16 protein-coding genes and 2 tRNA genes are annotated in these 20626 nt (G+C 42.5%); 9 read left to right on the forward strand and 9 right to left on the reverse strand.

Features of this window, described 5'->3' with window-relative positions; genetic code table 11:
- The first annotated feature begins 51 nt into the window (after positions 1–51).
- Positions 52–351, forward strand: coding sequence for a hypothetical protein (locus CAL7507_RS19590; RefSeq protein WP_015130230.1), 300 nt, complete (start codon positions 52–54; stop codon positions 349–351).
- Between the two features lie 138 nt (positions 352–489).
- Here CAL7507_RS19590 and CAL7507_RS19595 read toward each other — a convergent pair whose 3' ends face one another.
- Entirely contained in the window at positions 490–1743 is a 1254-nt protein-coding gene (locus CAL7507_RS19595; protein WP_015130231.1) for a glycoside hydrolase family 10 protein, read from the reverse strand.
- A gap of 370 nt (positions 1744–2113) precedes the next feature.
- Here CAL7507_RS19595 and CAL7507_RS19600 point away from each other — a divergent pair, with 370 nt between their 5' ends.
- Together CAL7507_RS19600 and CAL7507_RS19605 are read left to right on the forward strand one after the other, a co-directional pair.
- A complete protein-coding gene (locus CAL7507_RS19600) occupies positions 2114–2611 on the forward strand; it encodes a hypothetical protein (protein ID WP_015130232.1) in 498 nt (165 codons plus the stop codon).
- A 533-nt stretch (positions 2612–3144) separates the two neighbouring features.
- The gene (locus CAL7507_RS19605; RefSeq protein WP_015130233.1) at positions 3145–4278 is read left to right on the forward strand and encodes a hypothetical protein; all 1134 of its coding nucleotides are present in this window, start codon (positions 3145–3147) and stop codon (positions 4276–4278) included.
- A gap of 215 nt (positions 4279–4493) precedes the next feature.
- On the opposite strand, the gene CAL7507_RS19610 is transcribed toward CAL7507_RS19605, so the two are convergent.
- The 4 genes from CAL7507_RS19610 to murA form a co-directional block, all read right to left on the reverse strand.
- Positions 4494–4577 (reverse strand) — tRNA-Leu (locus tag CAL7507_RS19610).
- A gap of 151 nt (positions 4578–4728) precedes the next feature.
- The gene (locus CAL7507_RS19615; RefSeq protein WP_015130234.1) at positions 4729–5805 is read right to left on the reverse strand and encodes an alpha-hydroxy acid oxidase; all 1077 of its coding nucleotides are present in this window, start codon (positions 5803–5805) and stop codon (positions 4729–4731) included.
- Between the two features lie 143 nt (positions 5806–5948).
- Positions 5949–6821: a M48 family metallopeptidase gene (locus CAL7507_RS19620; RefSeq protein WP_015130235.1), complete on the reverse strand. Its 873-nt coding sequence runs from the start codon at positions 6819–6821 to the stop codon at positions 5949–5951.
- Between the two features lie 108 nt (positions 6822–6929).
- The gene (murA, locus tag CAL7507_RS19625; RefSeq protein WP_083862912.1) at positions 6930–8309 is read right to left on the reverse strand and encodes a UDP-N-acetylglucosamine 1-carboxyvinyltransferase; all 1380 of its coding nucleotides are present in this window, start codon (positions 8307–8309) and stop codon (positions 6930–6932) included.
- 334 nt (positions 8310–8643) lie between these two features.
- Here murA and CAL7507_RS19630 point away from each other — a divergent pair.
- Together CAL7507_RS19630 and CAL7507_RS19635 are read left to right on the forward strand one after the other, a co-directional pair.
- Positions 8644–8725, forward strand: a tRNA-Leu gene (locus CAL7507_RS19630).
- Between the two features lie 54 nt (positions 8726–8779).
- Positions 8780–9562, forward strand: coding sequence for an RNA methyltransferase (locus CAL7507_RS19635; protein ID WP_015130237.1), 783 nt, complete (start codon positions 8780–8782; stop codon positions 9560–9562).
- Positions 9563–9582: 20 nt separating this feature from the next.
- On the opposite strand, the gene CAL7507_RS19640 is transcribed toward CAL7507_RS19635, so the two are convergent.
- From CAL7507_RS19640 to gatA, 3 genes are all read right to left on the reverse strand, one after another.
- Positions 9583–9819, reverse strand: coding sequence for a hypothetical protein (locus CAL7507_RS19640; protein ID WP_015130238.1), 237 nt, complete (start codon positions 9817–9819; stop codon positions 9583–9585).
- 168 nt (positions 9820–9987) lie between these two features.
- Positions 9988–10392 carry a thioesterase family protein gene (locus CAL7507_RS19645; protein WP_015130239.1) on the reverse strand — a complete coding sequence of 135 codons (405 nt, stop codon included), beginning with the start codon at positions 10390–10392 and terminating at the stop codon, positions 9988–9990.
- A 685-nt stretch (positions 10393–11077) separates the two neighbouring features.
- A complete protein-coding gene (gene gatA / locus CAL7507_RS19650) occupies positions 11078–12535 on the reverse strand; it encodes an Asp-tRNA(Asn)/Glu-tRNA(Gln) amidotransferase subunit GatA (protein WP_015130241.1) in 1458 nt (485 codons plus the stop codon).
- A gap of 217 nt (positions 12536–12752) precedes the next feature.
- Here gatA and CAL7507_RS19655 point away from each other — a divergent pair, with 217 nt between their 5' ends.
- The 4 genes from CAL7507_RS19655 (at position 12753) to CAL7507_RS19675 (ending at position 17574) form a co-directional block, all read left to right on the forward strand.
- A complete protein-coding gene (locus CAL7507_RS19655; RefSeq protein ID WP_015130242.1) occupies positions 12753–14105 on the forward strand; it encodes a trans-splicing intein-formed DNA polymerase III subunit alpha C-terminal partner DnaE-C in 1353 nt (450 codons plus the stop codon).
- Positions 14106–14357: 252 nt separating this feature from the next.
- On the forward strand, positions 14358–14897 hold the full coding sequence (locus tag CAL7507_RS19660) for a hypothetical protein (RefSeq protein ID WP_015130243.1): 540 nt from the start codon (positions 14358–14360) through the stop codon (positions 14895–14897).
- A 637-nt stretch (positions 14898–15534) separates the two neighbouring features.
- Positions 15535–16596 (forward strand): DUF3365 domain-containing protein, encoded by a 1062-nt coding sequence (locus CAL7507_RS19665; RefSeq protein WP_015130244.1) that lies wholly within the window; start codon positions 15535–15537, stop codon positions 16594–16596.
- Between the two features lie 201 nt (positions 16597–16797).
- Positions 16798–17574, forward strand: a complete 777-nt coding sequence (locus tag CAL7507_RS19675) for a MinD/ParA family protein (protein WP_015130245.1) — start codon at positions 16798–16800, stop codon at positions 17572–17574.
- A gap of 29 nt (positions 17575–17603) precedes the next feature.
- On the opposite strand, the gene CAL7507_RS19680 is transcribed toward CAL7507_RS19675, so the two are convergent.
- The gene (locus tag CAL7507_RS19680) at positions 17604–20525 is read right to left on the reverse strand and encodes an NHLP bacteriocin export ABC transporter permease/ATPase subunit (protein WP_015130246.1); all 2922 of its coding nucleotides are present in this window, start codon (positions 20523–20525) and stop codon (positions 17604–17606) included.
- Positions 20526–20626: the final 101 nt, after the last annotated feature.

Genomic DNA, 20626 nt, shown 5'->3' on the forward strand with positions numbered 1-20626 from the left:
TAAAAAGTACATCTACATAGAAACTAGAGAAGGTGAGTTTCGTGTGCATCTATGAAATTAACTCAAATTATTAAAGCTTCTGTAATTCCTATTTTGACTGTATTTAGCCTTTTGCTTACATCAAATGCGGCGTTAGCTGATTACTTGATCGGCGAGGGATCAGGTGGTAATTACCGCTATGAATTATGGTCTGATGATAACAATAATTACTATTTAAAGATTTGGACAAGGGAAGCCAGTGAAAATAGTGATAGATACACCATAACTACAGGGTTTGCCTCTAGTAGGGACGCATTAATTCATTTTGATTGTAATTATGCTGGTAAAAGTTTGCCAGAATGTCCCCGATAGTTAAATAGTAGATATATCCAAAAATCAATATAGAGACGTTGGATTGGAACGTCTCTACAAGGGTTTCAGACAAAGCAGGATTAATTTGTGGATATGTCTAATAGAGGAAAGTTAGGTTCAGCATAGCCCAACCTAATTTTAAGGTTTCCAACCTGCGAGTAGATTGGGGTAAGCCGTTGGCGTGGGGAAGATTTTCTGCAAGCCAGCTTGACGCTCTTGGGGCTTTTCTTTGCTAATATTCCAGAGAGATTCATAGAAAAAGAATGATACCCCAGCAAACCGGCGATCGCGTACTTTTTGCACTTGTGTCTGAATTTGTTGTATGGGTATAGATCGACCCTTTAGTCCAGCTAAAATCCCCACACTCACGGGAATATGGCGCTGTGCAGCTTTCACTTCTGGGTATTCTAATTCGCTGATGAAGACATTTAAGTCATCCCGATAGATTTGCAAAACTAAATCTTCCACAATTCCCAGACGTTCCCACTTTTGCCAGTCTGCTAAAAAGTAGTCGTATGAGAAACGCTGCGGATTGGGTGCAACAGAGACTATACAATTTTTCTTAGTGACTTTAATGGCTGTGAATACCCGTTTCATGAAGTCGGTGATTTTGTTGGCTCTCCAGCGTAACCATTCTGGGTTTTTAGAATCTGTGGAAGGTGATTGTCCCCGGTGTTCTTTTTTGTAGAGTGCCACTGTATAGGCATCGTAGCCCAATTCCGAGGGCAAACCGAAGTGGTCATCAAATTGAATGCCGTCGATGTCGTAGTTTTTGACGATTTCAATGATTAAATCTTGGATGAATTGTTGCACTTCTGGACGAAAGGGATTCAACCAAACGCGATCGTCTTTACCTTCTTTGACGATGCGGCTACCGTCGCGGCGATTGGTGAGCCATTGGGGACGATTTTTCGCTAGTAGGGAATCAGCAGGGGCCATAAAGCCAAATTCAAACCAGGGAATGACTGTTAAGCCTTTTTTATGTCCTTCCTCAACAATTTCTTTGAGCATATCTCGCCCTTGCAGCCCCGGTGTGGGATCGATCGCTCTCCCAGTTACACTTGCTGCTACTTTGCTTGGGTAGAGTGTGTGCCCCCAATTCCAAACCGCCGGATATACAGTATTAAAGTTGAGTTCACTCAAGCGTTGTAAAGAGTTTTTCAGGCGATCGCGCTCAAACAACACATCACTATCAATATTTGTTAACCACACCCCCCTTAATTCCGCTACAGTAGACCTCGCCGGAGGATTTTGAGCATTCAAAGGCAACGATAGCATCACATTCGTGACAACGCTTAAAGATGCGATCGCCGCAAATAATCCCCACCTGCGGCTTTGGTGAACCTTCCACCCAAAAAACTCAACACACCACTTTATAATTCTGTACATCATTGGCTACAGGCATCATCAAATATCCATCATGACTAGAATACCTGCATTGAAGTTGCAAGTTGGTCATCAAAAAAGGCAATAGGCAATAGGCAATAGGAAACTTCCTAATTCCCCAGTCCCCAGTTAACACTCAACAGTCAACAGTCATCAATCCCCAACATGGCATTTTAATCACCACGCTAATATGCATTTACCGCAAATGCGGGGTTATACACTACACCCTCATTCTTGGAATCATGCGTAGCATTACTGTAGGACTCCCAATCAAAGTGTTATTGAAAGTTACTTAGAAATACCTTTGATAAAAACTATACCGGAGAACTAAACTAATATCACTAAGCTAATTTTAAAACCAAAGGCAGGATTTTAAATGATCAACAGCTTAAGTAGTCAACAAGAAAGCGTGGTAAACACCGTCGCCGCTACCAAGCGGCTAGCAAGGGCGTTGATGGTTTCTGCCGGAGAGTTTTCATTAATTTTGGCTTCTTGCAATTCTATAAATCGTCAACAGCAAATCCTCAGTTTACTCACAGAATTCTCATCGGTGGATATCCAAGAAATTCATCTCACCCCAGAGACTGAAACACTATACACCACTATCGCCACAAACATAAATGCCGTTCAACCCGGTGCTTTAATGGTGCGAGGTTTAGAGTCTGTAGTGGAGATTAATCAACTGATCATCAGCACCAACCTGATGCGAGACGAGTTTCGCAAGAAGTTTCATTGTCCCCTGGTGTTGTGGGTAAACGACGAAACTCTCCGCAAACTAGTCTGGCTAGCACCTGATTTGAAAGACTGGGCATCTAGTACTATCAGATTTGATACGCCTAATACTACAGTTGAACGAAAAGCACTCATTGCTTGAGTATCTCTCTGCACAGGCGTTTGGCTGGTATCTGATTTGAAAAACTGGATTGCTAGTGCTATTAAATTAAATATAGCTAACATCTAGTTAAGTAAACTGCAACTATTCATTGCTTAATACTATTTTAAATTTTGATCTACAGGTTTGGGAATTCTGATCCTCAAAAAGCCTAAAACCAGCCAATTAATTGATTTAGTAGGGTGATTACTGGTAAAAATATATAAACTTTTGGTAAAAGCCTAGGAACAATTAATAAACACATTAGCGTCTATCTTCAAATCTGCTTCAGAAGACAGACGCTTATTTAATTCTATATGCCTAGGCTTTAGGATTATATTCTTTTATATATAGAACTTCTATAGGACTCATATTTGATTTCTGAATAGACTATTTTAGTCTAGACAGGGGTTTGGTGCGTTACGCGAAACGCTAACGCACCCTACAAATACCTAATTTTGTTCAAAAATCAAACCTGATTTCTATAGTTATCTGTCTTGTAACTAGTAAATAATCATCAATCTTGTCATTTAACTATGAAAAATCTGCTAAAGAATTATTGTGCTGCTTTAGTTTTAACTGGGATTTTATCTGTTGGTAGTGGGTTAACACTTGTCAAAAGTGCTACTGCTGCGGCTGTGACAGTTTCGCCTGAGACGACAAATGAATTTACTAAACAAAACCTGAGACAAACCCGATTACCGCGCTCAGTAATTAATGCGGTACTGCGGGATTTATCGGCAAGAGAAGGTATTTCTCGACAAAAACTGCAAGTTATTAATTACAACCAACAGACTTGGCGTAATGGTTGTTTGGAATTACCTCAAAACAATGAACTTTGTACCCAAGTGTTAGTTCCTGGCTGGCTGGTTGGAGTGTCTGATGGTAAGCAAAACTGGATTTATCACACCAATAGCAACGGGCGTTCTGTGCGTTTAGCTGCTGCAAAGACTCCCACAAATAACCTACCAACAAAATTACCACAATCTATCAAAAATGTGGTTTTGCGAGATGCATCTGCACGCTTGCAGCAGCCAGTTGCTCGGCTAAATATTCTTGATAGCCAACAACGGACTTGGAGAGATGGCTGTTTAGAATTAGCGGATGCTAATCAAGTTTGTACAGCCGCTTTGGTATCAGGTTGGCGGGTGGTTGTCGGCGCAGTTAATCAAACTTTGATTTATCACACTAATCAAACAGGTACTGTGGTTAGGGTAAATGAAAAGGCTAGCGAAATTAATGATCCTAAACCAAGTAGCCTGAAGCCTGTACCCATTCCCGCCAATCAGTTACCGCCACCTTTGGATAGAAATGTACTATTTCGTCAAATCTCCAGTGGTGGCTTGACTGGCAGAACTTATGAAACCGTTTTACTTAATGATGGGCGTTTGATTCGTGTGCGGATTGGTGATGCTAATGATTCTGAGCGTACTATACGCCAGATTTCTTCGCCACAGGTACAACAGTTTCAGCAATTGCTAGAACGCTCAAGATTCGGTGAATTTAAAAATTTAAGCTACCCAGCACCTAATATTGCGGCTGATTACATCACCTACACACTCACTAGCCGAGAAGGTACGGTTCAGTATAACGATATTTCTCAAAATAATCTGCCACAGAATTTACAGGTAGTAGTGAAAGCTTGGACTCGGATTAACACGAGGCTGTGAGGCTTTCATTTTTGCATCTTGACAGAGCTATGGTGTACACACAAGGCTTTCTCAATGCAATTGACGATTTATCCCACACGCAGTTCAAAAAAGCCTCTCCCTGATTGTGCTGTGCAAAATCAGTCTCTACGGTGTACATACGATTGAATTGTACAGTGACAAATAATTAGTCACTGTACACGTTCTTTGAGGATTGCTATAACTTAATTTAAAAATGGGCAGGAGGAGAATCGAACTCCTATGACCGCAAGGCCGCCACATTTTGAGTGTGGTGCGTCTACCAATTTCGCCACCCGCCCTTGGGTGCAACTTTACTATTATACTCTATTAAACGGTTTTGCGCTCAGATTTGCTACTGAATTTTGCTAATGTATAGCAGGGAACAAGCAGGGCGCAGGGTGTAAGGAAGAGTATTTAGAGGTGGTTTTGCCTAATAATGGGTGCGACAGGCTATGACTTCAGATCAAGCTGTACTAAGCTAGAGTCAATATCTTCTAAGCTAGGGCAACCAGTAAGTGCCATAGCCACGTCTAACTCATGCTGTAGCAATGAAATGATGTGAGACACGCCTGCTTTTCCGTTTACTGCCAATCCCCACAAAACAGGTCGTCCAATCAGTACAGCCTTTGCTCCTAGGGCGATCGCTTTGAGAATGTCTGTACCTCGGCGGATACCTCCATCCATCAGCACTTCTACTCTACCATCTACTGCGGCAACGATCGCCGCCAAAGCGTCTAAAGAGGCGATCGCCCCATCAAGTTGTCTCCCACCATGATTAGAAACCACAATTGCTTTCGCGCCATACTCCACAGCCCGCACAGCGTCATCTCCTCGTAAAATACCTTTAATCACCAAAGGTAGTGGACTAATGGACTGTAGCCACTCCAAATCTCGCCAAGTTATTGCTGGGTTGAGTTGTTGAGCAAAATAGGTAAATAATCCAGATTCTCCTTGGGCATGGGGAATATTTAGGGTTGCAAGATTGGCTGCATGTAAGCCTGGCGGCAAGGTAAACTGATTACGCTGATCCCGTTCTCTTCGTCCTAAAACGGGAGCATCGACAGTTAGACAAATTGCTTTGTAGCCTACGGCGTTAGCCCTTTCTACTAAGGCGCGAGTCAATCCCCTGTCTTTGTGGATGTAAAGTTGGAACCATTGCAGAGAATTGGGTAATGCTACCTCTTCCATAGTTTTAGTCGCCAAGGTACTTAATACCATACCCACACCTGCTGAGGCTGCGGCTAAGGCTGTGGCGACTTCTCCATCTGGATGCGCCAGACATTGGAAAGCCATCGGCGCAATGAGCAAAGGTAGTTTTAAGGATTGTCCTAAAATGGAGGTGTTGAGATAGCGATCGCTCACATCCACTAACATCCGTGGGTGCAATTTAACTCGCTCAAACGCAGCGCGATTATCCCGTAGTGTCACTTCATCCCACGCCCCACTGCTATAGTAATCGAGCGCCATTTGCGATAGATGCTCTTTTGCTAGGTGTTCGTATTCAAAGAGGTTAATGGGGTGGTGCATCTTCTTCTGCGCCTCTGCGTGAGATAAATTTACATTCTCATTTAGCAAAGCTCTTAAAAATTGTTTTAAGAATTAATTTTTCAACGCAGAGGGGCGCTGAGGTAAGCGCTGAGGTTCGCAGAGTTTTTTTCCTGCAAACCTAATTACCAATTTCGCCAGCCACCTTGAGAAGATACTTCACTAGTACTATTACCTTGACTTTGCAATAAAAGTTGATATTCTTGACTGCTAGACCAGCGATCAATTTCTCTGGCTCGTAATACTGGTACTGGATGGGTTAACTGGGCTGTGCGGGCGACTTTAACCATTTCGCCTAGTTCTGTCTTGCTGATATCATCATAGGCGCGGGCTTGGTCAACGAAGGCATCGAGATTTAATTGTGGTGCTAATCTCGGTGAACCGCCTGCAAGCTTCATTAACACTGACATGACCACTTTGGGGTCTTGGGTTGCTAGTAAGGCGGCGCGATCGCAGGTAAACTCAGCACAGCGTACCCATTCTAAAAGTTGTGCTTGGATGGCTTGGGCTACAAATGTGCCCACATTCGGTAAAGCGGCGGCGGCTAATATTAAGACATTTACAGGAGTTAAGTAAACACTGTGATCACACTTAAGATGCCCTAATTCGTGGGCAATCACCGCCTGGATTTCTGCTGGTGTAAGAATATCAATCAGGGAGGTATGCACCACAATAAACGGCTGCTTGCCTCGCATTGCAAAGGTGTAGGCGTTGGGAGCCGGATGTTGCCTAATGTACAATTGGGGCGGCTCAATATCCAAAATTTTGCAGGCTTCTAGTAGCAGATTGTGTAAATCGGGCAGTTGTTTTTCACCAACCAGCACACTAGCGGCTATATTTTCTACATAAAAAATTTGCTCTGCCATTGGCCCTAGCCAATTTCGCACCACCATATCTAAACCTGGTATCTGCTTGAGAGCTTTGGTGGCTTCCAAGTCTAATGGGTGACGAAATGAGTCGGCTTTTAAACCAAGCAGTGGGGTTTTTAAGAAAGACATGGTGCAGCAAGCTTGAAACTAACAAGACTGTGGATTGTGGCTGGTTGAAAAACAGCCTCCCACAGCTAGTATAGCGATTAAGTAGGGTGGGCAATGCCCACCTGTCTACTAAGTCGTAATCGGAGATGGCGGATTACTGACGCTGGGAGCTAATTCTGTATCTGCTGATACTTCGCCCACGCGGGTGATCCTTGCCCCCAATTGTTGTAATTTGACATCGAGGCGATCGTAGCCGCGGTCAAGATGATTTAAGCCCTGAATGGTGGTCTGTCCTTCGGCTGCTAGTCCGGCTATGACTAAAGCTGCCGATGCCCTTAAGTCTGTACCTAACACTGGTGCGCCCGATAACATTGGCACACCCCTGACAAAGGCAGCGTTGCCTTTGACACGAATATCCGCGCCTAAGCGATTCAACTCAGAAGCATGACGTAAACGATTTTCAAATACAGATTCGTTAATCAGGCTGTCACCTTCTGCCAGTGTCAACAAGGCCATGAACGGTGCTTGCATATCCGTAGGAAATCCTGGATGGGGCAAGGTTTCAATGTCCGTAGCTTTGAGGGTTGTTGCTGGTAGGATGCGTAAGCAGTCTGGTGCTTCCTCAATAATCGGCACACCAATATCTCGCAGTTTGGCAATCACTGGGATCAAATGGTCTGGGCACACTGGCGACAGGGTAAGTTCTGAGCGCGTAATTGCTCCAGCTACCAAAAAAGTTCCTGTTTCAATGCGATCGGGAATGATATTGTATTCGACTGAATGCAACTTAGAGACACCGACAACAGTAATTTTACTAGTGCCAGCACCCTGAATCTTCGCACCCATTGCATTACAAAAATTCGCCAGATCAACAACTTCTGGCTCCCTGGCAGCGTTTTCGATGATTGTTTCGCCATCTGCTAGAGTAGCGGCCATCATCAACGTTTCCGTTGCTCCCACGCTGGGGGTGTCTAAGTAAATCTTGGCCCCTTTTAACCTGCCACTGCTACCGGGAACATAGGCGTTACAAATCCCATGCTCAATTTGCACTTCGGCTCCCATCGCTTGCAGTCCTCGGACATGCAAATCCACTGGTCTAGCCCCAATTGCACAACCACCTGGTAATGGCATTTGCGCCACTCCTAATCGGGCCAAAATTGGGCCAATGGCAAAAAAACTTGCCCGCAGTTGCGTCACCAGTTCGTAGGGAGCCTTTGATGTGGTAATTTCGCTGGCATTAATATCTAAAATGTCGCCTTGTCGTGTGAGGCGCACACCCAAAGCCAATAAAACTTGACCCATCCGCTCTACGTCCGCTAATAAGGGAACATTGCGGATACGACAATCTCCTGAACATAGCAAGGTTCCAGCCATGATCACCAGTGCTGAATTTTTAGCCCCGCTAATTTTTACATGACCTCGCAAAGGATGCCCACCCCAGATTTGCAAGACTGAGGAGTCTGCTTCTGGTGACGATTTGGCATCTGGTAAGCTGCTAGAAGGATTAATAAGCCTACCTCCAAAATAAATACGTCAATTTTAAAGGTTTGAAGTTGGTTTCGATTCTACAGTAAAGATTTGATTTATCTACATTTTGGCGCTAAATCCGGCATTGATAAACGATTTTTTTTGGTAGGAAATGACGGCTGAAAACAAGCGTTAGTAAGGCTTATGGGAATTTAAAAAATTGGCAAAAAACAAATATTAAAGATTTTCTCTGTGGCAAAACTCTATACTCAGTAAAAGCATGACATATTTCGGTAGCTGTTGGCCGGGTAACTCTACTTGACAGATTATCGGTAAATGAGCAATAATTAGAAATTGTGAATAATACAATATGCCAGCGGAACTGGCGGAATTGGCAGACGCGCTAGATTCAGGTTCTAGTGCCGCAAGGCTTCCGGGTTCAAGTCCCGGGTTCCGCATATCAATTTTAGATTTTAGATTAATCTGAAATCGGCAATCTAAAAATTAAAATCGTGCTGACTAGTTTACAAAATCCTTTAGTCAAGCAAATCCGCAAGCTGCACTCTACTAAAGAAAGGCAGAAACAGGGTCTATTTTTATTAGAAGGGACGCATTTGTTGACGGAAGCTTGTGCAGTGAATTACCCCTTAGAAGCAGTGTGTTGTACCCCACAATGGCAAGCAGATCATCCGTTATTATGGCAGGAAGCTTGTAGCCGCAGCGATCGCCTAGAAATTGTCAGCCAAGAAGTTTTAGCAGCGATCGCTACTACAGTACAACCTGATGGCGTAGTCGCAACGGCAAAACGGGGCAATATTCAAACTCAAGTACCTTTGACTGGCTTAGTCCTAGCCCTGGAAACCATCCAAGATCCCGGTAATCTGGGTACAATTATTCGCACAGCAGCGGCGGCTGGTGCGTCGGGTTTATGGATGAGTGGGGATAGTGTAGATTTAGATAATCCTAAAGTTTTGCGTGCATCTGCCGGCCAGTGGTTTCGCCTAGCGACAGCGGTGAGCGAAGATTTAAAAGCTACGGTTAAACATTGTCAGCAGCAAGGAATGCAGATAGTAGCAACCTTACCCAGTGCCACTTCAACTTACTGGGAGATAGACTGGCGAAAACCCAGTTTAATTTTACTAGGGAATGAAGGTGCTGGTTTATCAGCAGATTTGGCAGCAATGGCAGATCAGCATGTGAAAATACCCCTGAGTCCAGGAGTAGAGTCATTAAATGTAGCGATCGCCGCAGCCTTAATGTTATACGAAGCGCAGCGACAAATAACGTATCAGTGATCAACTTTCACTCGTGGCGGTTATTTTTTCTTTTCTTCCAAATACTGCTCAATATCAGCAACAGCCTCCTCCAAAGCCTCTAAATCAATAGACCCCAAATCTTCATCTAGCTGGGAATCACTCTCGCTAATAGGAGGCAATTCTGAGGCGACTTCATCCTCAGTCGGATTTTCTTGTAAGATATCCTCCAAGTGATGGAGCGCTGCTTGAAACTTTTGAGCAGCGGCGTGGCGCTGTTGATCTTGATTTTGCTCCATAATTTTAACCTGAGAATCCTGATGTACTGGTATAATTTTGATAGCAGTTCCTACAGCCTAATATTTTGCACATTTAACATCATAGTCTGTAAAAATCTGAGTACTTCTGTATTAAATTTACTCACTTTGTATGTTATTTGTCATTTGTCATTTGTCAACAGTCAAGGGTTATGTAGGCAAAAATTTCTCCAACATCAGATTGGGAATCGGTCTTGGACGCATTGTTTTGACTTCCACCCAAACCCACAGCGCCTCAGCAGTAACTAACAAATCTTCTTGGTATTGTTTGCGAATTTCATAATGTCGAAAAGCACGAGTACCGCGAATTTCTCTCAACCAAGTGGTAACTTCCAAGGTGTCGCCTGCTACAGATGGGCGTAGATAGTCAATTTCTACCCGGCGCATGACAAACGTACCACCCAGTTCTCGATAGGTATCCAGAGTTAAACCCAGATGTTCTGAGTGTTCAATAGCTGCTTGTTCTAAGTAGTTTTGGTAAACTGCATTATTGACATGTCCAAGAGTGTCCATTTCATAGTGACGAACACGCAATAAAGTCTTGAATTGTTGCATAGTTTAATTGGTGATGCGGTGCTGTTGTCCTGTCATAGTGTACTTGTATAGGACTCCTATTTGATTTTAAAAGAACTCAGTACAACTCAAAAATCCTTCTTTCCCATTGCCTATTGCCTATTGCTAGATTGCCTGCTAAGTAAGTAGGCGCAAATAATTAGAAGATCATGTAGGGTGTGTTAGCGCGAAGCGCGTAACGCACCATCTAAGGTTTTCCTTACCCTGCAGAAACCTTCACACACTCTACAGCAGTTTTATATTTAATTCTGTCTACCTACTTATAGTATTAAGAATTTTTGCAGGATAGTAAAAGTCATGAGTGTTAACAGTTACCTGTGAGAAAATATATCTAAAGGGAAAATATTTTTTGAAAGATTTTAGACTGAGTCACAGCGAGTAAATGCCTTGAGATAAATACATTTGCTGGCTGTCTCATCACTACAAATTGGAGGTTTTCCAATGGCAGTCCGTAATAATATGATTGCTACTTTGTGGCAAAAAATCAGACAAGATTCTGTGAGTTGGGGGTCTTTAGCACTTTGGGTCAGTGGATTAGTTGTACTTTTAATAATATTGACAAAGTTTTCTCGAATCCCACTGTAGCAAGCTTATTTTTTTGTGTAAGCTAGCAAAGTTCAACTTTCCCCAGACTTTCAAGTCTAGGGAAAGTTAATCAAACTTGTTGCTATAGTTGCGGCTCACGCACATGCCAATTAGTGGATTGCTCATAAGCATGAGCCACTTGAAATAATTGATCTTCTCGCAGCACTTGACCAATTAGCTGCAATCCAATCGGTAATCCCTTGTCATCAAAGCCACAAGGAACACTTATACCCGGTAAACCTGCAAGATTGACAGGAATAGTCATCAAGTCATTTAAGTACATACTCAAGGGATCAGTTATTTTTTCCCCGGCTTTGAATGCTGTAGTGGGAGCGGTGGGACAAACTAAGACATCAACTAGCTTAAAAGCTTTTTCAAAGTCTTGCTTAATTAGGGTGCGGACTTTTTGTGCTTTGAGGTAGTAAGCATCGTAATAACCAGCAGAAAGGGCGTAAGTACCAATCATGATCCGCCGCTTGACTTCTGTACCAAAACCAGTGGCACGGGTACGAGTGTACATTGATAGCAGATTATCAGCGTCAGAAGCGCGTAAACCGTACTTAACACCATCGTAACGAGCGAGGTTAGCTGATGCTTCCGATGGGGCAATAATGTAGTAGCTAGGCACGCCATAGCGGAAAGTGGGACAAGAAACTATATGAATTTCTGCGCCCAAAGCTTGAAGTTGATCAATCGCTTTGGTAACGGCTTGTTCTACCACGGAATCCAAGCCTTCACCAAAGGTTTCTTTGATGATACCGATTCTCAGCTTTCTTCTGGCTTTGAGGTCTGGTTTTAAACTGGCGGCGTAATTGGGAATTTCTACTTTGAGGCTAGTGGAGTCTTGAGGATCATAACCTGCGATCGCATTTAATAATATTGCAGCATCTTCTACTGTGCGTCCAAATGGGCCAATCTGATCCAAAGATGAAGCATAAGCCACCAAACCATAGCGGGAAACCAGTCCATAAGTTGGTTTTAACCCCACCACCCCACAGAAAGAAGCAGGTTGACGAATCGAACCACCAGTATCAGAACCAATAGCAACCACACATTCAGCCGCCGCCACCGCCGCCGCAGAACCCCCAGAAGAACCCCCCGGAACCCTAGAGATATCCCAGGGATTAGCGGTGACTTGGTAAGCAGAGTTTTCTGTGGAACTACCCATAGCAAACTCATCTAAATTGGTTTTGCCTACCATGATGGCTCCAGCATCTGCCAGTTTTTGTGTCACCGTTGATTCATAAGGTGGTACAAAATTTTCTAGAATCCGAGAGCCGCAAGTAGTCGGAATCCCCTTGGTACACATGTTGTCTTTAATACCAATAGGAATCCCCGCCAGCAGCCCAATTTCTTCCCCAGCAGCGATTTTACCATCCACAGCACGAGCCTGTGCTAACGCCCCTTGTGCCGTCACATGTAAAAAACTATGCAATTTTGGCTCTAGCGCTTGAATGCGATCTAAAGCTTCTTGGGTGATTTCAACGGCAGAACGTTCTTTTTTAATCAGCTGTTCGTGCAGCTCGCGGATGGATGCCATGATTGCTCCCTTTGTGACTCAAGTCATTGATTTTAGTACATATTCAGGTTTATTGGGCATTAGGGATTGGGGATTGGGGATTGGGGACTGGGGGACTGGGGACTGGGGACTGGGGATTGGGGATTGGGGAGAAATAATTCTTGACCCTTGACCCTTGACTTCTGACCCCCATTACCTTAATTAATTTTATAATTTGCTTTTAGGGAGATTGGGGAAGATGGTGAAAGTAATTACGCGCAAATATATAGGTAAAGAAAATGTCTATGACATTGGGGTTGAGCTAGATCATAACTTTGCTATTAGAAATGGTTTAGTTGCGTCTAATTGTTTCAATAAATCCCATTCAACTGCTTATGGTTATGTGACCTATCAAACTGCATATTTAAAAGCTAATTATCCGCTAGAGTATATGGCGGCGCTGTTGACAGCTAACAGTGGCGACACAGATAAGGTGCAGAAATATATTAACAACTGCACCAATATGGGTATTCAGATTGATCCGCCGGATATTAACCGCTCTGGTTTGGATTTTACACCAGCGGCGGGAAAAATTTTATTTGGATTTTCTGCAGTGCGGAATGTGGGACAAAATGCGATCGCCTGTATTTTAGAAGCGAGAAACGAGGGAGAGGGGTTTAAATCTCTAGGGGATTTTTGCGATCGCATCGATTTGCGTGCCGTTAACCGCAGGACTTTAGAGTCGTTGATTTCTTGTGGAGCCTTTGACAAAATCGAATCTAATCGCCAGCAGTTAATGAATGACCTACCACTAGTATATGATTGGGCACAGTCTCGCGCCAAAGATAAAGCTAGCGGTCAAGGAAGTATTTTTGATCTATTAGGCGGTGGCTTCTCTACTCCTAATGGCAAAACCACAAGTAATGCTTTTGAAATTGCTCCCAAATCCCAACCTGTTGCTGATTTTCCACCCCAGGAAAAATTACGTCTAGAAAAAGAACTTTTGGGTTTTTATGTATCAGATCATCCACTAAAATCTTTAAGACAAATAGCACCACTACTGACGCCAATTAACCTTTCGCAACTTAGCGAACAAAGAGAAGACACAAAGCTTTGTGCAGTTATTATGCTCAATGGCGTGAAAAAAGTCTTGACTAAAAAAGGCGACTCAATGGCAATTTTACAAATAGAAGATTTAACTACACAATTAGAGGCTGTAGTCTTTCCAAAAACTTATGAACGTATTAGTTCACTACTTCAAGTTGATGCTAGGTTGATTATTTGGGGTAAAGTAGACCGGCGTGATGAAAAAAATCAATTTATTGTTGAAGATGCAGAACCAGTAGAAACAGTACAAATGGTGATGGTAGAACTGAATCCCCAGCAAGCAGGCGATATTCAAGAACTACAGCGCTTAAAAACAATTTTACAAGAGCAGTCAGGGGATAAAGAAAAGGCAAAAATGCCAGTGATCGGAATTGTACAAACTGAAAATTCTCGCAAACTGGTTCGGTTGGGTTGGCAATTTTGTGTACAAGATTCTAGGATAACCGTTCAAGCCCTGCAAAATGCTAGATTTATCGCTCATGTAAAACCATTGACTGGTAGTTGAAGTCAAAAGAAGTCTGAAGTATAGGACTATTATGTGATTTTTGAATTAAACGTGGGGTGGGCATTGCCCAGCGTTTACTGCTGAAGTTACTTAATATGACTTTTACCGTTCCGTCATCAGTATATAACCCTAGCTAATTAAAGATTCAATCGATTTTTTAGTTACTTACGCTGATGATTATCCCCTTTTATAAATGGTATCTTTTGATGCCAAGACATTTAAGCGATAGCCAGGGGAAGGAGCAAGCAATTGATGATCGCAAATGACCTAAATAGATTTGTTTCATATTGCAAAACAATTCAACCTCAAACTCGAGAAGATATTAAAAAGTTTTTTGAGGGAGTGATTGTTTTTCCTTATGATAAAGAACTGCTATTACAAGCTTATTTATTTCTGAATCTGAAAACTCTATTTCCTTCATGTTCAGAATTATTGTTGTTTGAAAAATCGCCAATTGCAGATTACACAGACTTAGGAAAATGTGATTTTGTCTACCTGACTTCTCAAGGCAATATCTTCATCATAGAGACTAAATTTATTGATACAGAAGCAACGGGAGCCACAGAAAGAAAACGCAGAAATAAACACAGAAACAAGGTTTTTGAGCAGGTTATTACTTTAAAAAGTCGATTTAGTGAATATTGGAGTATCAGGAATGAACAATTAGAGTGTGGGGTATTTACAACAGATCCAGACGTTGATTGGCGAGGGAATGGTGTAAATGTTGTGACTAAATCAATATCTATAGAGCATCTTGAAGCATGGCGAAAAAGCTATCAAAAAAGTAACTAAACTTTTTAAGTAAATATACAATAATTAACTGCGCTCATGATAGCCTTTGATGACTCATGGGTAAAATATAGTTCCGACTAATTTTAATTATTAAATTTACAAAAATTCATCATAAATATACCTAACTTCAAGGAGTCAGGAGCTAAAAGCTAGAATTATTCTCATGAATTCCCCAGTTAAAGGCGAGGGAAAAAAACAATGTGTGTAATTAATACTGTCTAAGTACTTACCTAATAGAGAAATGCTATGGGAATCCGGTTGAATTGTTGAAAAAATCTCAGTAGTTGTAGGGTGGGCAATGCCCACAACATGCGGGTTTTGGTGGGCATTGCCTACCCTACCTAATATTTCTAAGTGTATTTCAAAAATCAAATAGTAGTCCTATGTGAGCCGATACAGTTCGCTTATTGGTTAAAAATAGCCTCTAACAAAAGTTATAGGAATATTTGCCTAATAGCTCAACGAAAGTTAGAAAATTCAAGACATTTTGTAGATGTATCTCCTTAGGGAAATTTTTAGTATATAGATAGGGGGTTGCATAAAAGAAGGATAATTCTCGTAGGGGCGGAGTTTCCCCGCTCGCTTGTAGGTTTCCCCTCCATTGCAATCACTACTATATACAAAAGATCCCAAAGCCATGTTAGGTAATCTCAAACTGGCAACCAAATTTACCTTGTTTCTATCTCTGGTTTTTATAGGCACTATTTTAATCAGTGGACTAGCTTTATCCAAAGCACTTGAACAAAGAGCCGAAGATGAAGTCAATTATCGTGGACAAGTTCTGATGCAAATGATGAACTCAGTCACAAACTATACTAACACTCATGTCAGTCCCCTCTTATCGTCCATCGAGGAAAAACAGCCACAATTTATCCCAGAAACAGTACCTAGCTTTTCGGCAAGGGAAGTTTTTGAGAATCTTCGTCAGCATAAAGAATATGAGAACTTTCTATATAAAGATGCCACAATTAACCCGACAAATTTGCGGGATAAAGCCGATGAATTTGAAACTAATTTGGTAGAAAGTTTTCGCCAAGATTCCAGTTTGGACAACCTATCGGGTTTTCGGACTTTATTTGGAGAAAAATTGTTTTATAGCACTCGACCTTTGGTGATTAAACAACAGAGTTGTTTGCGCTGTCACTCTACGCCAGAGGCAGCACCTAAAAGTCAAGTAGCAATGTATGGAGCCGAAAATGGTTTTAACTGGAAGCTGAATGAAATTATTGGTACTCAAATTATCTATGTTCCAGCTAGTAAGGTTTTTGAAAATGCCCACAAGACTTTTTCTTTAGTTATTGGAATTTTCATTTTAATTTTTACATTAGTGATTCTGCTAATTAATTATTTGCTGAAAAAGAACGTTATCCAGCCTATTAGACCAATGGCTCTATTGGCTGAAAAAATTAGTATGGATACAATGGATTCTCAGTCAGGAGATAAAGAATTAGAACTGCAAAAATTAGCCGTGATTGCCAAGCGGACTGATGAGTTAGGCAAGCTGGGTAAGGTTTTCTATCGCATGGTACATGAGATTCAAACCCGTGAGCAAGCCTGGAAAAAACAAATGCAACAACTCCGAGTTCAGATTGACCAAGCTAAGAAAAATGAGGAAGTGGAAGAAATTGCTGGTTCTGATTACTTCCAAAAATTGCGTGCAGAAGCTAAAGACATTAGAAATAAATGGTCAGATGAATAGGTCATTTGTTATTTGTCATTTGTTATTTGTTATTGGTCATTGGTCATTTGTCATTGGTGACTGATTTACGCTTGAATTTGGCAATATTCCGTAGGGTGGGCACTGCCCACCATTTGCGGGGTCTGGTGGGCAGTGCCCACCCTACAGGTATTACAGGTACTTATTTGCTGATAATTAACAATAATTTTATAGGTAAATATTATGTCTAAAGTTGTCTCTGTTCACTCATTCCGTGGTGGTACTGGTAAGTCAAACGTGACTGCAAATTTAGCAACAATTCTTGCTCGTTCTGGTAAGCGGGTGGGTATTGTCGATACTGATATTCAATCACCAGGAATCCACGTTCTTTTCGGTCTGGATGAGAAAAAAATTGGCTACACTCTTAATGATTATCTTTGGGGTCGTTGTGCAATTGAACAGGCTGCTTATGATGTCAGTCAAACAGTTAAAATTAAACCGAAACCCTTTGGGTTGAGTGGTGCTATTTATTTGATTCCTTCTAGTATTAAAACGGGCGAGATATCTCGGATTCTGCGTGAGGGATATGATGCTCGGTTACTCAATGATGGCTTTTGTAATCTTACTCGCCGTTTGAAATTGGATTATCTATTTATTGACACTCACCCTGGCATTAACGAAGAAACTCTGCTTTCTATTATCATTTCTAATATCCTCATTGTAATTCTGCGTCCAGACCATCAAGATTATCAGGGCACCGCTGTCGCTGTGGATGTAGCACGTAAGTTAGATGTTCCTAACATCATGTTGGTAGTTAATAAAGCACTGCCAAAGTTAAATTTTCAAGCCTTGCGCCAACAGGTAAAGTCTGCCTATGGTGCAACTGTGGCGGGTGTATTACCTGTATGCGAAGAGATGTTTCAGTTAGGTAGCAGTGATATTTTCAGCTTACGCTACCCGGATCATGCTTGGACACAAGAAGTACATGCGATCGCTAAACAGCTCGTTCAGATAAAATAAGTTATTCGTTCACTGATGACTGTTAACTGTCAAAGCATTTGTCGCGCCATGAGTTGAGCAAATAGCCCTGGTTGATTTGCGAGTTGCTGAAAACTGCCTTGTTGGACAACTCTACCGTCTTGAAAGACATAAATGCGGTGAGCATTGCGGATGGTGCTGAGACGATGGGCGATCGCTATTCTGGTTACTTGTAATCGCTCTAAACTTTCACTAACAATTGCCTGAGTTCTATTATCTAACGCACTTGTAGCCTCGTCAAACAGCAAAATCCGGGGTTTCAAGACTAATGCACGGGCAATCAATAGCCGTTGTCTTTGCCCTCCCGAAAGGTTTGTACCCCCCTCACTAACAACAGTATGCATACCCATTGGCATGGCTTCAATATCATCAGCTAAACCGGAACCACGCGCTGCTTCCCAAGCTTCATCCATTGTGATTAAAGCTCCACTGGCAATGTTATCAAAGACTGAACCGGACATCATCCGGCTATTTTGCATCACCACACCCAACTGTCGGCGCACCGCATTGACTTCTAACCCAGCTAAGTCTTGTCCATCGTAGTAAATAGTGCCAGATTCGGGAACATCAAATCCCAGCAATAACCGGAACAAAGTTGATTTACCGCTGCCAGAAGGGCCGACAAAGGCGATATATTCCCCAGCTTCTGCCTGGATGCTGACATCATCCAAAGTCAGGGGGCCATCATCACGGTAGCGGAAAATTGCATGGTCTACCACCAGTTTACCTGTGAGTCTGCCGGGATCGGTTTTGCTAGTGGTTACTTCTGGGATGGCTTGGAGAATCGGCTGGGCGCGTTTCCACGCAGGTAAAACTTGCAACACATCTACTATTGTAGTGCTGAGGTTGGTAGCACCACCAATAAAGCTACCAAAAGCGGCATTAAAAGCCAGAAAAATACCTGTAGATAAGCCTGCTTGTTGCTGTGAGGTTTGCTGAATCATACTAGCAGCCACCCAAAAAAGTAAGGCATTGGTTAAAGGTGGTAGCATTTTATTGATGATGGCAACACCATCTTCAATGCCTTGGGTACTGAGCATGAGTTTTAATTGCTGACTATATTGTTTACCCCAATGGGCAAAAGCTCTAGCTTCAGCGCCAGCAACTCGGAGTTTTGTCACGCCATTAATTAACTGCACCATTAAACCAAAGATTTGTCCTTCTTGCTCTAGCAATGGCCGCACCTTCCGCACGGTGAGTGTACCAGAAATCACAGTGACAGCAATATTCACGAAGGCGATCGCACAAGCTAACAAAGCTAAAATACCACTGTAATAAAACAGTAGCCCCAAGTTAAGCAATGCAAAAAAGCTGGAGAAAATGCTTTTAAGTACCGTGCTGCTGAGTTTATGGTGAATTTGCGAAATGGAACTCACCCGCGACTTCAAATCACCAATAGAATATTGTCGAAAAAACGACGCCTTTAAATTCAATAGCCGATCCCATACTGCCGCTTGGGTAGAAGATTCGGCAAAGGTTTCGAGTCTGATGATGGCAAATGCTTCAGCTAGTTCAAATAGAACTTGTCCAAAAGCTGCTGCTACCAGCCCCAAGGCGATTTGAATTAATAATCCTCGGTTAGCATCGGGGATGGCGCTGTCGATCAAAATGGCTGTAGCTTGTGGCGTTAACATCCCTAGTAAGGTGGTGCAAACTCCAGCCCCCAAAATCAAAACTAGCTCTTTTTCGTGTCCCCGAATCGCAAACTGAACTAAATCTAATAGCTTTAAGTCTTTATCGGGTAAAGGACGATAAAATGCGTATGCCGTCGGCGCTAACTTGGCAGCACTGCGAGTATTCACAGGAGTGTGAGACTGTTCCCAAGGGTCATAAATCTCGTAATGGTTGCCTACACGTAACAATGCCACAGGATGGTCATCTTCTAGAGTGTAAGTCAGCATAGGAGTAGAGTCTTTCTTCCACCATTGATCAGTTAAAGCGACGCGACGCATCCTAATGTGAGAAGATCGAGCGATCGCTTCTAAAGGATCTTGTAGTCGTTTAAGATTTTCTGACTTAGCTGGTGGGCGAATCGTCATCCCCATCGCTTTACCCACCGCACCAGCCGCTACAAGCAAGGCTTGATCTGGATCATCAATGGGTATTGTTCCTGCAGATGAAGTTGCTTTCCGTGCTTGCAAAACAGAAGACAGTTCCCCCAAAGTCTCCTCTATGACTTGATAATTTAAACGTTCCCTTTCCTGAAATCTACGTAATTCTGATGACATCTCCGACTGCTCTAGCAAATTGATCCCGTGAAGAAAATGGCTAGTCAATCGAGACAAACCATCTAATAAACCATGATTATTTTCAATCTCTGAGGTAGTAGAAGTTGCCAGTTCAACTGCGTCATCTGCTTGTAGCCACATATCCTCACTCATGGGCACCATTCCCGATGCAAAGCTTAATGGCACTTCCGGTAAACCCATCCAACTAGCACATCCTTGCTGAATTTGTACCCAAGATATTGTGTGTGGCTGGGGCTGGAAAATATCGCCTTGACGTAAGGAAAAGTAATTAATTGTTTCTGGTTTAACTGGCATTGCGGGAGCGGTGATTTCTGATACTGCCAAGCCTAAATGGTTAATCCATCGCTCTAACATCACCACCGTCTCATCATCAGCATGAGCAATCAAGCTGCTAAAATCTTTGGCTGGGACTTTAACAACTATTGTTTCCTCCATTGACACCGCTAAAATTTGGCGCTGTTCCCGGTTATTAAATATGGAGAACATCGCCTCTTTGTCGCCGACTGTAAATAAATAACGACGGGAACCCTCTGGGATGCCATTTTTCACCGTGACTGCAAACAGTGCCATCGAACCAGATTTCACCAGCCAAACTGTCTGCGGGTCATTCAAGAGTATCGGTTCATTACCTTTAACAGTATATTGTTGTGCTTGGGGAATGACGAGTCTGATTTGCTCTAGCATCACTCACTTTGCTCCGCTATAAAAATTTAAATAAAAGTGCTTCTTGATTTTGGAATTTTGAAATATACGTAGGGTGGGCATTGCCCACCCTACGAGGATTA

It is taken from the genome of Calothrix sp. PCC 7507, from assembly GCF_000316575.1.
Lineage (GTDB): Bacteria > Cyanobacteriota > Cyanobacteriia > Cyanobacteriales > Nostocaceae > Fortiea.

Bases quoted from the DNA above. Each gene is read 5' to 3' on its own strand.
- gatA (WP_015130241.1), bottom strand. From the start codon at position 12,535: ATGGCATCCATCCGCGAGCTGCACGAACAGCTGATTAAAAAAGAACGT.
- CAL7507_RS19660 (WP_015130243.1), top strand. From the start codon at position 14,358: ATGATCGCAAATGACCTAAATAGATTTGTTTCATATTGCAAAACAATT.
- CAL7507_RS19640 (WP_015130238.1), bottom strand. From the start codon at position 9,819: ATGGAGCAAAATCAAGATCAACAGCGCCACGCCGCTGCTCAAAAGTTT.
- CAL7507_RS19665 (WP_015130244.1), top strand. From the start codon at position 15,535: ATGTTAGGTAATCTCAAACTGGCAACCAAATTTACCTTGTTTCTATCT.
- CAL7507_RS19620 (WP_015130235.1), bottom strand. From the start codon at position 6,821: ATGTCTTTCTTAAAAACCCCACTGCTTGGTTTAAAAGCCGACTCATTT.
- CAL7507_RS19615 (WP_015130234.1), bottom strand. From the start codon at position 5,805: ATGCACCACCCCATTAACCTCTTTGAATACGAACACCTAGCAAAAGAG.
- CAL7507_RS19645 (WP_015130239.1), bottom strand. From the start codon at position 10,392: ATGCAACAATTCAAGACTTTATTGCGTGTTCGTCACTATGAAATGGAC.
- CAL7507_RS19600 (WP_015130232.1), top strand. From the start codon at position 2,114: ATGATCAACAGCTTAAGTAGTCAACAAGAAAGCGTGGTAAACACCGTC.
- CAL7507_RS19675 (WP_015130245.1), top strand. From the start codon at position 16,798: ATGTCTAAAGTTGTCTCTGTTCACTCATTCCGTGGTGGTACTGGTAAG.
- CAL7507_RS19590 (WP_015130230.1), top strand. From the start codon at position 52: ATGAAATTAACTCAAATTATTAAAGCTTCTGTAATTCCTATTTTGACT.
- CAL7507_RS19680 (WP_015130246.1), bottom strand. From the start codon at position 20,525: ATGCTAGAGCAAATCAGACTCGTCATTCCCCAAGCACAACAATATACT.
- CAL7507_RS19655 (WP_015130242.1), top strand. From the start codon at position 12,753: ATGGTGAAAGTAATTACGCGCAAATATATAGGTAAAGAAAATGTCTAT.
- CAL7507_RS19605 (WP_015130233.1), top strand. From the start codon at position 3,145: ATGAAAAATCTGCTAAAGAATTATTGTGCTGCTTTAGTTTTAACTGGG.
- CAL7507_RS19595 (WP_015130231.1), bottom strand. From the start codon at position 1,743: ATGATGTACAGAATTATAAAGTGGTGTGTTGAGTTTTTTGGGTGGAAG.